We start from the raw sequence: 12864 nt of genomic DNA, 5'->3' as shown, positions 1-12864 counted from the left end.
ATCGGAGCCGCCCCGGTCCCGGGAGCTACGGACGCATCTCCGCGGCCGACTTGGCCGACGGATTCTCCAGCGTCGCGAACGAGCTCTTCAGGCGCAGCTGCGCCTCCTCCACGTCCCGCGGCGGCGGCGTCGGGTCGATGCCCAGCAGCTTCGCCACGTTGTTGCCGAGGTACCCCTCCAGGTGCTCCTCGGAGAGGTTCATGCCCTGCGGCGGCGGGCCCATCAGGACCTCCAGCTCACGGGCCCACATGCCGGGCTCGTTGGGCGGCGAGTCGGTCCCGAAGACCAGCTGGTGCTTCTCCATCTGCTGCGCGAACTCCACGATGCGCGACTGGAGGAGCCAGCCGGACTCGCCGTACACGTTCGGCGAGTCGAGGATCATGTAGAGCGCCTCGAAGCAGTACACGCCACCCGTCTGCACACCGAAGTGGCCGAGGATGAAGTTGACGTTCGGGAACTCGCGGATGATCGGGTAGAACTGCGTCGGAATCGAGTACGGCCCGTCACCGGTGTGGATCAGGACGAGAATGCCGAGCTCGTCGCAGACCTTCAGCACCGGACGCAGCCAGTCCAGCGCCCGGTCCGGGCGGTAAGCGTGCATGTTGGCATGCAGCTTGACCATCTTGTAGCCGTATTCCTTGACGTGGTGACGCAGCTCCGCCGCGCCGTTCTCCGGGCCGAAGCGCGGGTTGTACATGAAGTTGCCGATGAAGCGGTCCGGGTACGTCGTCACCAGGTGGGTGATGTACGCCATGTAGTCCCGGATGCCCTCGCGCCCACCGCGCATCCCGTCCTGCCACACCGAGTTGCCCGGCGGGGGCATGATGCAGCCCATGTCGATCCGGCGCGGCTTCCCGTTGATCATGTAGGGGCCGTCCATCATCTCCAGGGTGCGCTCGCCGGTGAACGGCGTGCCGTCGTGCCTCCATGCCTGGTCGACGATGTTGGTGGGGTGCATGTGGGTGTCGATGATCAAGGTGCTGTTCCTTCCCTGCTGGTTCTGGTCGTACGTGGCGCCTGTGTGGACCTCGGTGAACCGTTGGGGGACCCAGGGCAGGGCCCGCCTCACCTCCCTTCGCTGTGGATGAAGTCGTCGGGCCGCACCGGCACCCTGGCCAGCTCCAGCCCCGTCGCGTCGCGCAGGGCGTTCGCGATGGCGGGCGTGGAGGACAGGGTCGGCGGCTCGCCCACCCCGTTCAGGCCGTACGGCGAGTCGGGGTGCGGCAGTTCGAGAAGGTCTATGGGGACGGACGGCATGTCCGCGATGGTGGGGATGAGGTAGTCGGTGAAGGAGGGATTGCGCACCTTGCCGTCCTTCACGTGCAGCTCCTCCATCAGGGCCAGCCCCAGCCCCTGGGCGCTGCCGCCCTCGATCTGTCCCTCCACGGCGAGCGGGTTCATCGCCTTGCCGACGTCCTGGGCGGTGGCCAGCTCCACCACCTTCACCAGCCCGAGGTCGGTGTCGACCTCGACGACGGCCCGGTGCGCGGCGAACGCGAAGGCGATGTGCGCCCGGCCCTGCCCGAACTCCGGGTCGACGGGATACGTCCGCCGGTGGGAGTACTCGTACTCCTCCTCCAACGACCCGTGCGCGGCCAGGAGTTGTGCGAGATCGCCGTCGCCGCCCAGCTCGGTGATCCGCTCCTTGAGGGCCTTGCACGCCCCCTGCACCGCGCCGCCGCTCATCCAGCTGATGCGCGAGGCGGACGAGGAGCCGGCGTCGCCGACCCGGGTGTCCGCGGGGAGGACGGTGACCTGCTGGACGCCTAGTTCGGTCCGTACGATCTGTGCCTGGATGGTGACGATGCCCTGGCCGCACTCGGCCGCCGAGGTGTGCACCTGCGCCACCGGCTCGCCGTCCGCGAGGGACAGCCTGACCCGGGCCACCGACCGGTCGTCGACACCGCCCGAGAAGCCGATCGCCTTGACGCCGATCGCGTAGCCGACACCGCGCTTGATGCCCTCGCCGTGGGTGGTGTTGTTGAGCCCGCCGGGGAGGCCGAAGACGCCCTCGCCGGACGGCGGGAGGGGCCGGTCGCGCAGGCGCTCCAGCAGTTCCGCCGCGGGCGCCGGGCCGTCCACCTCCTGCCCGGTCGGCAGCATCGTCCCGGTCGTCATGGCGTTCCGTATCCGCAACTCGACCGGCTCGATGCCCAGTTCACGGGCCAGCTTGTCGAGGTTGGACTCCACGCCGTAACAGGACTGGACGGCACCGAAGCCGCGCATCGCCCCGCAGGGCGGGTTGTTGGTGTAGACGGAGTACCCGTCGATCTCCACGTGCGGGACCTCGTACGCCCCGGCCGCGAAGTACGAGCCGTTGGCGATGACGACCTGCGAGGTGGAGGTGTACGCGCCGCCGTCGAAGACCAGCCGCGCCTTGACGTAGACGATTCTGCCGTCGCGCGTCGCCCCGTGCTCGAACCACATCTTCGCCGGGTGGCGGTGCACGTGCCCGAAGAAGGACTCCTCGCGGTTGTAGCTCATCTTCACCGGGCGGCCGGTGTGCAGGGCGAGGAGCGCCGAGTGGATCTGTACGGAGACGTCCTCGCGGCCCCCGAAGGCGCCGCCCACGCCCGACATGGTCAGCCGCACCTTCTCCGGGGGGAGCCCGAGCGCCGAGCACATCTGGTGCTGGTCGTCGTACAGCCACTGGGTCGACACGTAGACGTCGACGCCGCCGTCCTCGGCGGGTATCGCGAGCCCCGACTCCGGGCCTAGGAACGCCTGGTCCTGCATGCCCACGTCGTACGTGCCCGAGACGACCACCTCGGCGAGCCGTTCGGCCTCGGCCATGTCACCGTGCCGGATGCGCACGTGACGTACGACGTTGCCCAGCTCGTCCTTGCCGTCCACCCGCCGCTCGTGCACGCGCGGGCCCTCCCCGGTGACCGCCAGTTCCGGGACGGTCAGCGGGGTCCGTATCTCGTACTCGACCTCGATGAGGCGCAGGGCGCGGCGGGCGGTCTCCGGATGGTCGGCGGCCACCAGGGCCACCGGCTCGCCCTGGTAGCGGACCACGTCCTTGGCCAGGACGGGCTGGTCGGCGACCTTCATGCCGTACAGCGGATGGCCCGGCACGTCCTCGTGGGTGAGGACGGCGACGACCCCGGGCAACTTGAGTGCCCTGCTCGCGTCGAACCGTACGATCCGGGCCGACGGGTGCGGGCTGCGCAGGGTCGCGCCCCACACCATGTTGTCCGCGTGCAGGTCGGAGGAGTACGCGAAGTCCCCCTTCACCTTCAGCCGCCCGTCGGGCCGCCGGACGCTTTCGCCCACCCCGTTCCGGATTCCGGTTGCGGTGCGCACGTTTCGTCACTTCCCTTCCACGTCATGGGGGTTGGGGTGGTGCGATGTGGTGCGTGTGGTGCGTAGTGCGGGTGGTGCGCTCTGTGGTGCGTTCTTGTGGTGCGTGTTACGCGACCGGGTGGATGTCCGGCCCGGTCGTGCCGTCCTGGTCGGGGCCCGCGGCCACCGCCTGGGAGAGCCGGATGCGCAGCCGTCTGATGTGCTCGCGGGCCGCCAGCTCCGCCGCGTCCGGATCGCCGGCCGTCATCGCCTCGAAGATCCTGCGGTGCTCGGCCACGGCCAGCCTCGGCGCCTCCGGGCTGCGCCACAGCGAGTGCAGCGCCAGGTGCGCCTTGCCCTGGATGGTGTCGAGGGCGGAGGTGAGGTGGGTGTTTCCGGCCACCTCGCGGATCAGCCGGTGGTACGCCATGTCCATCTCGATGTGGGCGCGCTCGTCGTAGTCGGAGGTGACCACGCGCTCGTGCTGTTCGAGGAGTTCGCGCAGCTCGCCGACCTTGGTGGCGTCGAGCCGCTCGGTGGCCAGGCGCGCCGCCAGTCCCTCCATGACCTCGCGGACCACGTACAGCTGACGTACGTCCTCCAGGTCGACGGTGGAGACCACGGCGCCCCGGTGCGGGACGTGGGAGGCGAGTCCGTCGTGGATCAGCCGCTGCACGGCTTCCCTGACGGGGCTGCGGCTGATGCCCATCTGCGTGGCGAGTGCCGGGACGGACAGCGCGTCGCCGGGCCGGAGGCGGTTCGCCAGCACGGCGGCCTTCAGCTCGTCGTACGCACGGTCCGCCAGCAGACTCCCGGCCGCGACCGGATTCACTGCCTGGCTCATCGCCTGGTTCATCGCCTTGTCGGTCGCCATCCTCGCCTCCCCATCCCTGTGTCAGTCGGTCCTGTGTCGGTCGGTGCTACACGGGGTCTTTCTCCGTGCGGTCTTCATGTTGCATGTAATGTTCCGGTGGGTCAACGGGTCCGGCAGCCTCCTTCCTCCTTCCCGGCAGCCGCAGATGGTGGAAGAAGAGGTTCAGCAGGACAGCGGTGAGGGTGCCGAGGATGATGCCGCTCTCGAAGAGTGCATGCAGCTGCCTGGTCGGCATCTGCTCGGCGAACTGCGGGAACGCGGTCGGCAGGAACCCGATGCCCAGGCTCGCGGCCACCAGGATGGTGTTCCGCTGGTCGGTGAGGTCCGCCTGGAGCAGGATCTGGATGCCGACGACGCCGATGGTCGCGAAGAGCACGATCGTGGCGCCGCCGAGCACGGAGGCGGGCATCGAGGCCACGATCGCCCCGATCTTGGGCACCAGCCCGAAGAGAATCATGATCACGCCGGCCGACGCGATGATCCAGCGGCTCTTGACCCGGGTGAGCCGGATCAGCCCGATGTTCTGCGAATAGACGGTGCTGGGGAACGAGTTGAGGACACCGGCGATCGCCGTGGCCAGCCCGTCCGCCCGCAGCGCCCGGGTGACGCCCTTGCCGTCCACCTCACGGCCGACGATCTCGCCGACCGCGAAGAACTGCCCGATGGACTCCACCGCCACGATGATCATCACCATGAAGATGGCCAGGATCGCGAGGCTGTCGAACTCGACGCCGTAGTGCAGCGGTGCGGCCATGCCGAACCAGGAGGCGTCACCGATCTTCGAGAAGTCCGTCTTCCCCAGGATCGCGGCGACCGCGGTGCCGATGACCAGACCCGCCAGGACGGCGATGGTGGCCATGAAGCCGCGCGAGAACTTGTACAGCAGCAGAATGACCACGAACGTCACCGCCGCGAGACCCAGCTGCGCCGGCGAGCCGAAGGTCTTCGCGCTCGGGTCGCCGCCGCCCACCTGGCGTGCGGCCACCGCGAGCAGGGTGATCCCGACGATCGTCACGATGGTGCCCGTGACCAGCGGCGGGAAGAACTTCACCAGCTTGCTGAAGACCGGCGCGATCACGAACAGGGCGAGCCCCGCCGCGATCACCGCTCCCAGTACGGTCGGCATCCCGGCCTTCGCGCCGCCGGCCGCCAGCCCCACCGAGACCAGCGAGGGCACCGCCGTGGTCGAGGTGCCCTGCACGATCGGCAGTTTGATGCCGACCCCCTTGAAGCCCACCGCCTGCATCAGCGTGGCGATGCCGCAGGTCAGCAGTGACGCGTTGACCAGCATCCCGATGTCCTTGTCCGGCAGGCCGACTCCCTGCGCGACCAGCAGCGGCATGACGACCGCGCCGGCGTAGAAGGCGAGCACGTGCTGCAACCCGTAGACGGCGAGCCGCCAGGCGGAGGGCACTGCCTCCACCGGGTCGGCGGACCGGTCGTCCGTCCACTCCTGTTCCGATGAGCCCTGTGCTGTGGTGCGGGACATTGTGCGTTCTCCCTCCACCTGCCGCCCGTGACGGCAGGGGTCCTTGTATGCGCACGTACGGTGGCCGCGGACGGGCAGCCGTGGGTCCTGCGAATCTCGGGAGGCTGTGGTGCTCGGGAGGTCTGTGGGGCCCGGGAGGTGGCCGGTGGGCTGTGGGGGGGGCAGGAGTTACGGAAGGACTCAGTGCCGCCAGGAACTGCGCAGTGCGTCGAACCCGGCGCGGGAGACCAGCCGTTCGGCCCGCTCCTGCGCCTCTTCGAGCAGCGCGGACTCGTCGACGAGGGTGCAGCGGCCCTCCTCGAAGACCACCCGCCCGTCGACGATCGTCATCTCCACGTCGCTGCCGCGCGCCGAGTAGACGAGGGTGGCGACCGTGCGGTGGACGGGGCGCAGGTGCGGCCGGTCCAGGTCCACGACCACGACATCGGCCGCCGCGCCCACGGACAGCGTGCCGGTGCCCGTACCGGCGTACCTGCCGCCCTCGCGGGTGGCCAGTTCGAGGGCTTCCTCGCAGCGTGCCGACGCCGGGTCGAGATGGTGCTGCCGCTGGCCGAAGAGGGTCTGCTTCATCACCTCGAACATGTCCTGCCGGTGCCCCGCGCTCGGCCCGTCGGTGCCCAGCGACACCACCGCGCCCGCGTCCCGCAGTGCGCGCAGCCGCATCACCCCGGAGGCCAGATAGGCGTTCGACGTGGGGTTGTGGGACACCCCGGCCCTGCGCTCGCCGACGTGCTTGACCTCGGCGTCGTCCAGCCAGACGGCGTGCGCCAGGGTGGCCCGTTCGTCGAGCAGCCCCTCCCTGGCCAGCCACTCCACCGGCCGCACCCCGTACGCCTCCAGATAGCTCGCCGGGTCCTTGGCCCCCTCCGAGCAGTGTGTGTGCCAGCGGGTGCCGAACTCGGCGGCGAGCTCCACCGCCCCGCGGACCAGGTCCTGGTCCACGTAACTCAGATTGAGCGGCGCGGGCCAGATCTCGACCATCGAGGTCCGCGGCGGGCGGCTCTGCATGCAATCCCGGGTGATGTCCAGCTCCTCCTGCGTGGAGTAGCGGTACAGCGCGTCCGGGAGGCCGCGCGACACGGCGACCCCGGTCTTGCGGCCGAGCATGCCGCGCGCGATCGCGCCCCGCAGCCCCACCGCCTCGACGGCCCGCGCGACCGCCAGGACGGTGTCCGGGTCGGTCGGCGCGTAGTGGTTGTCGATCACGGTGGTGATGCCCGAACGCACCGCCTCCACCGCCCCGAGCGTGGCCGCCACCCGGGCGTCCTCGGGGTCCACGGCTATCGAGTACGGCCACATGAACTCGCAGAGCCAGGGCCAGATGGAGAGCCCTTCGCCCATCCCGCGGGCCAGCGCCTGGAACAGGTGCGAGTGCCCGTCGACGAACCCCGGCAGCACCGCCCGGCCCCGGCAGTCCACGGTCCGCCGCGCCCGCCACTGGGCGTCGGTCTCGGCCGCCGGGCCGACCGCCACCACCCGGCCGCCCGCGATCGCCACCGAGCCCGGCTCGTACACGGACCGCCGCCCGTCGACGGTCAGCACCCGCCCGCCCGACAGCAGCAGATCGCATTCCAGGGGGCTTGAGTGAGCCACGGGGCGTGTGGGACGCATGGAGGTCCTCCGAGAGGTCGGCGACATGCTCAATGTTGCATGTAACGTATTCAGGCCAGTCGGCCTGTCAACCCTCTCCGACGGAACGTGCTCGTCAGGAGCCCTCCAAGTCGAAAACCCCACGCAATCACCGCAGACTGAGCAAACCGGGATCATCCCGGCCGCTACGCGGTGCGCAGGGGAGGAGGTGGGGCACGGTGTCCGGTCACGGCAGGAGGGGCGCGGCGCTCGTGGTGTCCTCGGTCCTGGCGGTCGCCCTCGCCGGGGCGGCCTCCTACGCGGCGCTTCCCGGCGAGCGCGACCCCGGACCCCGGGCCGAGGCACCGGCCCCCGCCCCGTTCGGCTCCAGCTGCCGGACCTCGGTGGAGGGCTCGCAGGTCGTCTCGTACTGCCACAACCCGTACCCCGAGCCCGACCACGTCCAGCTGCACACCGAGTGCACCCGCTGGTGGGACATCGACAGCGACTCCGCCCACAAGGAAGTGGGCCCCGCCCAGACCGTACGGCTGACCGGCCGCTGCTGGAAGGAGATCGGCAGCACCTGGGTCAGCCACTCCCGCACCCCGGCGACACCGGGCAAGGGGCCCGCGCACGGCCTCAGTCCCGAGCGGCCTCGGTGAGGACCCCGCGGTCGGCCAGGCACTTCAGCGAGTACCCGGCCGCCTCGGACGCCGCGGTCTCCGCGTCCCCGGCCCGGATCGCCTCGATCAGCCGGCTGTGGTCCATGTGCTCCTCCGGCCGCAGCTCGTGCCCGATGTCGACGCGCAGCCAGTCCCGCAGCAGGTCACCGAGGTCGGCGTAGAGCCCGATCAGTACGTCGTTGTGCGAGGCGGCCACCACCGCCAGGTGCAGCGAGGCGTCCGCCGTGACGAACTGCTCCGTGTTCCCCGAGGCCCACGCCTCCTCGCGCCGCGCGAGCAGCGCGTCCAGCTGCCGCACGTCCTTCTCGGTGCGCCGCTGCGCGGCCAGCCGCCCGGCCGACGACTCCAGCGTGGAACGCAGCTCGGCGATGTGCAGCGGATCGGCGTCCGCGAACCTGCGGTGCATCACCCCCGCCAGCTCGCTCGTCGCCAGTACGTAGGTCCCCGAGCCCTGCCGGATGTCCAGGAGCCCGTTGTGCGCGAGCGCGCGCACCGCCTCGCGGACCGTGTTCCGCGCCACACCCAGCTGCTCGACCAGCTCGGGCTCGGTCGGGATCCGTGACCCCACGGGCCACTCGCCGGAGGTGATCTGGTTGCGCAGGGCGCTGATGACCTGGTCGGAGAGTGCGGAACGCCGGGGAGAGGTCAGCGTCATGGTGCTCCTCGTTCGGTGGTGATCTGTGACCGGTTTCCGATTGGACAACCAATCATCCCATGATTCTATGATGGTTCCATGCCTGTCGACGAAACCCGGACCCTGAGCCCAGAGCCCAGCACCGCACAGAAGCCCCGCACCGCCCCCGCAGCCGCAGCCGTGCGCCAGAACGAGAAGAAGACGGCCCCGCAGTCCGTCTGGCTCGTCCGGCTCATGGTCGTCGGCCTGGTGCTCGCCGCGCTGAACCTCCGCCCCGCCATCACCAGCCTCGGCCCCCTCCTCGAAGAGGTCCGCAAGGGGCTCGGGATGAGCGGCACCGTCGCAGGCCTGCTCACCTCCGTACCGTCCGTCTGTTTCGCGGTCTTCGGGATCATGGCCCCCCGGCTGGCCCGGCGCTTCGGCCCGGCGTCCATCGTCTGCGCGGGCATGGCCGCGATCGCGATCGGCCTGGTCCTGCGCCCCTTCGCCGGCGGCACGGCGGGCTTCCTCGCCGCCAGCGCCCTCGCCCTCGTCGGCATAGCCGTCAGCAACATCCTGCTGCCGGCCATCGTCAAGCAGTGGTTCCCCGACCGGGTCTCCACGATGACGGGCCTCTACTCGATGGCCCTCGCCATCGGCACCTCGCTGGCCGCACTCACCACCGTGCCCATGACCAAGGCGCTGGGCGGCAGTTGGCAGACCGGCCTCGCCGTCTGGGGCAGCCTCGCGGCGCTCGCACTCTGCGCCTGGCTGCCGCTGGCGCTGCGGCACGGCCGTGACAAGCGTGCCGCGGGCAGGAAGGCGGAGGCCGAGACCCCCGACGTCGAGGCCATCGAATCGGCTGCCGAGACCCCGGCCCGTACCGCCGCACCGGCCCTGTCCATGGTCCGCAGCCGCACCGCCTGGGCGCTCGCCTTCTTCTTCGGCCTCCAGGCCACCGCCGCGTACATCACCATGGGCTGGATGCCGCAGATCTTCCGTGACGCCGGCATCTCCGCCGGTACGTCGGGCGTCCTGCTGGCCCTCACCATGGCGATGGGCATCCCGCTCGCCTTCGTCATCCCCCGCGTCGCCACCCGGCTCCCGAACCAGGGCCCGGTCGTCCTGGTCCTCGGACTGTGCGGACTGACCGGATACGCGGGTCTCTACTTCGCCCCGGCGGGCGGCTCCTGGGCCTGGGCACTCCTGCTCGGCGTCTCCAACTGCGCCTTCCCCCTCGCGCTCACCATGATCGGGCTGCGCGCCAAGAGCCACCAGGGCGTGGTCAAGCTGTCCGCCTTCGCGCAGAGCGTCGGCTACCTGCTCTCCATCCCGGGCCCGCTGCTCATCGGCGTGCTGCACGACGCCACCGGCGGCTGGGGCGTACCGATCGCGCTGATGGCGGCGCTGATGGTGCCGCAGATGGTGGTCGGCGTGCTGGCCGGCCGCAACCGCACGATCGAGGCGGAACTCGCCGCCTGACCCCGGGGAACAGGGGGGGCGGGCTCGGCACGGGCTGGGGCAAAGGGTGCAAGACTGACCCCATGCCTGTGCTCGACCCGAACCCCCAGAACGGCCACAAGAAGCTCCTGATCGTGCTCGGCGCGATGCTCGCCGTCACCGTGATCATCGCCGTGATCGCGATGCTGGCCTCTCCGTAGACCAGGCCCCGGCCCCGGGGACGGGCGTGGGGGTGGGGTTGTCCCCACCATCCCCTAGGGGGCTGGGATCAGGGTCAAGTGGGGAGTTCACCGGATGGGCCCGAGCGTCCGGACTCCGTAGGTTCGAAGTGTCCCGTTCGGATACCGCTCACCCTCGGAGGCGGCCATGTCGGCCCCCATGCACACCGCACACCGCACCACCGAAGCGGGCAAGCGCCTGCCGTGGTGGGCGGTCGCGCTGCCGGTCGTCGCCTTCGTCGCGCTGTTCGTCCTGATGGCAGGTTCGGGTCAGGCCAGCGCCTCGGCGGGTCCGGCGCACGCCCCGGGCGTCGCGTACCTCCTGGACCGGATCCTCGCGGTCCTCTCCCTCTGATCCCCCTATTCACCCGTGCCGGGGGAGCCCGCCAACACCCCGGGCCCCCGAGTGCATTTCGTGCGAAGCTGGGATGCATGAGCGTCGATACACCCCGCAGGATCGTCCTTCTCCGGCACGCCAAAGCCGACTGGCCGCAGGTGTCCGACCACGACCGGCCGCTCGCCGACCGGGGCCGCAGGGACGCCGCCACCGCAGGCCGCAAACTGGCGGACACCGGCATCCCCTTCGGCCTGGCCCTGTGCTCGACGGCCACCAGGACCCGCGAGACCTGGAAGCTGGCCGTGCAGGAGATGCCGGAACGCCCCAAGACCGTCTACGAGGACCGGCTGTACGAGGCATCCCTCGGCGAGATCCTCGCCCTGCTCAACGAGGTGCCCGACGAGGTCGCCGACCTCCTGGTCATCGGCCACAACCCCGGAATGCACGCGGTCGCCGACGCCCTCGCAGGCAAGGCGGACCCCGACGCACTGGCCCGGATGACCAAGAGCGGCTTCCCCACGGCGACGTATGCGGTGATCGAGTTCACCGGATCGTGGAAGTCCGTGGAGCACGGAGTGGGCAGGCTGACGGACTACTGGGCACCGCACGACTAGCACGCAGGCACGCAGGCACGCACCGAACCAGGAACCAGCAAGGGCCCCGGCAGCGTACGCAGCCGGGGCCCTGACCCACTCACTCACTCGCTCACTCACTCGCACTCACTCAGTGCAGATGAACGACATCCCCGTCCGCGGCCTCGACCTCTTCACGAGTGATCCCGAGGAGATAGAGGACGGTGTCCAGGAAGGGCACGTTGACGGCGGTGTCGGCAGCCTGCCTGACCACCGGCTTTGCGTTGAACGCGACACCCAGACCCGCCGCGTTGAGCATGTCGAGGTCGTTCGCCCCGTCGCCGATCGCCACCGTCTGATCGAGCGGAACACCGGCCTCCGAGGCGAACCGGCGCAGCAGCCGCGCCTTGCCCGCCCGGTCCACGATCTCGCCGACCACCCGCCCGGTGAGCTTGCCGTCCACGATCTCCAGCGTGTTGGCGGAGGCGAAGTCGAGCGCCAGCTCGTCCTTGAGCGCGTCGGTGACCTGGGTGAACCCTCCGGACACGACCCCCACTTGGTACCCGAGCCGCTTGAGCGTACGTACGAGGGTCCTGGCGCCGGGCGTCATCCGCACCTCGGCGCGCACCTTCTCCACTACGGCGGCGTCCAGCCCGGCCAGCAGCGCCACGCGCGCGTGGAGCGACTGCTCGAAGTCCAGCTCGCCGCGCATGGCCTGCTCGGTGACGGCGGCGACCTCCGCCTCGCACCCGGCGTGCGCGGCGAACAGCTCGATGACCTCGTCCTGGATGAGCGTCGAGTCCACGTCCATCACCACCAGCCGCCGCGCCCGCCGGTGCAGCCCGGCGGAGACCACGGCCACATCGACCCCGATCTCCGCGGCCTCGGTGGCGAGCGCGGTCCGCAGGGGCTCGGTCTCGGCACCCGACACCGCGAACTCCACGGCGGTGACCGGGTACTTGGCGAGGCGGAAGATACGGTCGATGTTGCCGCCGGTGTCGGTGATCCTGGCCGCTATGGCGGCCGTCGACTCGGCGGTCAGCGGGTGCCCGAGCACGGTGACGTGCGAACGGCCGCTGCCACGGGGCCGGTTGTCGCCCGTACCCGAGATGATCTCGGTCTGGAGCTTCATCGAATCGGCCCAGCTGTGCACGGTCGCCCGGAGTTCACCGGCGGCCGCGACGGTGGGCTCGGTGACGAGGACGCACAGGACGATGCGGCCACGGGTGACGACCTGCTCGATGTCGACGACATCGACGGAGTAGGCGGCGAGGGTGTCGAAGAGCCCGGCGGTGATCCCGGGGCGGTCCTTCCCGAAGATCTTGACGAGAAGGGTGGGGACGTCGGCATTCGGCAATACGCTCATGGTGCCCCCACCGTATCGGCCCCCACCCGTACCTTCACCCACCGTCCCGCCCACCGGACACCCGGAACGAGGCTCCGCTGCGCGGGGCTTTTCCCCTCCCCGCCCCTTCCCGGCTGTGACATTTGCGGCTCCGCCGCGTGGGGGCGCTGCCCCAGACCCCGGCCCGTGCGGCCGGGCGGGGGTGGGTGGGCTGCCGGCCCCCGGGGTTGGGCAGGTGGCGGGCCCGGCCACGGCCGGTGGTCATGTGCGGGTGTGTGCGTGGCTGGCCGCGCAGTTCCCCGCGCCCCTGAGTACTCGTAGTTAGGGGCGCGGGGAACTGCGCGAGCAACCACACTCGACCCGCTGCTAACAACCCCTGGCCCCGCGGAGCGGTTTAGGGAAGGGGCGGGGAGGGGCA

Annotated in this window: 12 protein-coding genes; 5 read left to right on the top strand and 7 right to left on the bottom strand. The window is 70.5% G+C overall.

Going from position 1 to position 12864, the window contains the following annotated elements; all coding sequences use genetic code 11:
• Window positions 1-25 precede the first annotated feature (25 nt).
• The 5 genes from ACZ5PB_RS27495 to ACZ5PB_RS27475 all read right to left on the bottom strand — a co-directional run bounded on the left by ACZ5PB_RS27495 (window position 26) and on the right by ACZ5PB_RS27475 (window position 7241).
• Window positions 26-976 (bottom strand): amidohydrolase family protein, encoded by a 951-nt coding sequence (locus ACZ5PB_RS27495; RefSeq protein WP_468694608.1) that lies wholly within the window; start codon window positions 974-976, stop codon window positions 26-28.
• 89 nt (window positions 977-1065) lie between these two features.
• A complete protein-coding gene (locus tag ACZ5PB_RS27490; RefSeq protein WP_468694607.1) occupies window positions 1066-3306 on the bottom strand; it encodes a molybdopterin cofactor-binding domain-containing protein in 2241 nt (746 codons plus the stop codon).
• Window positions 3307-3412: 106 nt separating this feature from the next.
• The gene (locus ACZ5PB_RS27485) at window positions 3413-4159 is read right to left on the bottom strand and encodes a GntR family transcriptional regulator (protein ID WP_468694605.1); all 747 of its coding nucleotides are present in this window, start codon (window positions 4157-4159) and stop codon (window positions 3413-3415) included.
• Between the two features lie 46 nt (window positions 4160-4205).
• The gene (locus ACZ5PB_RS27480) at window positions 4206-5648 is read right to left on the bottom strand and encodes a nucleobase:cation symporter-2 family protein (RefSeq protein WP_468694603.1); all 1443 of its coding nucleotides are present in this window, start codon (window positions 5646-5648) and stop codon (window positions 4206-4208) included.
• Window positions 5649-5828: 180 nt separating this feature from the next.
• Entirely contained in the window at window positions 5829-7241 is a 1413-nt protein-coding gene (locus tag ACZ5PB_RS27475) for an amidohydrolase family protein (RefSeq protein ID WP_468694601.1), read from the bottom strand.
• Window positions 7242-7456: 215 nt separating this feature from the next.
• On the opposite strand from ACZ5PB_RS27475, the gene ACZ5PB_RS27470 reads away from it, so the two are divergent.
• The gene (locus ACZ5PB_RS27470; protein ID WP_468694599.1) at window positions 7457-7879 is read left to right on the top strand and encodes a hypothetical protein; all 423 of its coding nucleotides are present in this window, start codon (window positions 7457-7459) and stop codon (window positions 7877-7879) included.
• Here ACZ5PB_RS27470 and ACZ5PB_RS27465 read toward each other — a convergent pair.
• The gene (locus tag ACZ5PB_RS27465; RefSeq protein WP_468694598.1) at window positions 7857-8555 is read right to left on the bottom strand and encodes a FadR/GntR family transcriptional regulator; all 699 of its coding nucleotides are present in this window, start codon (window positions 8553-8555) and stop codon (window positions 7857-7859) included. The two genes, ACZ5PB_RS27470 and ACZ5PB_RS27465, sit on opposite strands and share 23 nt — an antisense overlap.
• A gap of 78 nt (window positions 8556-8633) precedes the next feature.
• Between ACZ5PB_RS27465 and ACZ5PB_RS27460 the strand changes: the two genes are divergently transcribed.
• The 4 genes from ACZ5PB_RS27460 to ACZ5PB_RS27445 all read left to right on the top strand — a co-directional run bounded on the left by ACZ5PB_RS27460 (window position 8634) and on the right by ACZ5PB_RS27445 (window position 11143).
• Entirely contained in the window at window positions 8634-9995 is a 1362-nt protein-coding gene (locus tag ACZ5PB_RS27460; protein WP_468694596.1) for a CynX/NimT family MFS transporter, read from the top strand.
• Window positions 9996-10057: 62 nt separating this feature from the next.
• A complete protein-coding gene (locus tag ACZ5PB_RS27455; protein WP_468694594.1) occupies window positions 10058-10174 on the top strand; it encodes an SGM_5486 family transporter-associated protein in 117 nt (38 codons plus the stop codon).
• A gap of 166 nt (window positions 10175-10340) precedes the next feature.
• Window positions 10341-10547: a hypothetical protein gene (locus tag ACZ5PB_RS27450; RefSeq protein ID WP_468694592.1), complete on the top strand. Its 207-nt coding sequence runs from the start codon at window positions 10341-10343 to the stop codon at window positions 10545-10547.
• A gap of 77 nt (window positions 10548-10624) precedes the next feature.
• On the top strand, window positions 10625-11143 hold the full coding sequence (locus tag ACZ5PB_RS27445) for a SixA phosphatase family protein (protein WP_468694591.1): 519 nt from the start codon (window positions 10625-10627) through the stop codon (window positions 11141-11143).
• Window positions 11144-11252: 109 nt separating this feature from the next.
• Here ACZ5PB_RS27445 and serB read toward each other — a convergent pair whose 3' ends face one another.
• Window positions 11253-12467 carry a phosphoserine phosphatase SerB gene (gene serB, locus ACZ5PB_RS27440; protein ID WP_468694589.1) on the bottom strand — a complete coding sequence of 405 codons (1215 nt, stop codon included), beginning with the start codon at window positions 12465-12467 and terminating at the stop codon, window positions 11253-11255.
• Between the last annotated feature and the right edge of the window lie 397 nt (window positions 12468-12864).

Source organism: Streptomyces sp. NPDC032721, from assembly GCF_055579625.1.
The sequence above is the reverse complement of the archived record's forward strand: the minus strand, read 5'-3'. Positions and strand labels throughout refer to the sequence as shown.

What these genes read in the sequence shown, in the direction of transcription:
- ACZ5PB_RS27485 (WP_468694605.1), bottom strand. Translation starts at nt 4,159, where the DNA reads ATGGCGACCGACAAGGCGATGAACCAGGCGATGAGCCAGGCAGTGAAT.
- ACZ5PB_RS27480 (WP_468694603.1), bottom strand. Translation starts at nt 5,648, where the DNA reads ATGTCCCGCACCACAGCACAGGGCTCATCGGAACAGGAGTGGACGGAC.
- ACZ5PB_RS27465 (WP_468694598.1), bottom strand. Translation starts at nt 8,555, where the DNA reads ATGACGCTGACCTCTCCCCGGCGTTCCGCACTCTCCGACCAGGTCATC.
- ACZ5PB_RS27460 (WP_468694596.1), top strand. Translation starts at nt 8,634, where the DNA reads ATGCCTGTCGACGAAACCCGGACCCTGAGCCCAGAGCCCAGCACCGCA.
- ACZ5PB_RS27455 (WP_468694594.1), top strand. Translation starts at nt 10,058, where the DNA reads ATGCCTGTGCTCGACCCGAACCCCCAGAACGGCCACAAGAAGCTCCTG.
- ACZ5PB_RS27450 (WP_468694592.1), top strand. Translation starts at nt 10,341, where the DNA reads ATGTCGGCCCCCATGCACACCGCACACCGCACCACCGAAGCGGGCAAG.
- ACZ5PB_RS27445 (WP_468694591.1), top strand. Translation starts at nt 10,625, where the DNA reads ATGAGCGTCGATACACCCCGCAGGATCGTCCTTCTCCGGCACGCCAAA.
- serB (WP_468694589.1), bottom strand. Translation starts at nt 12,467, where the DNA reads ATGAGCGTATTGCCGAATGCCGACGTCCCCACCCTTCTCGTCAAGATC.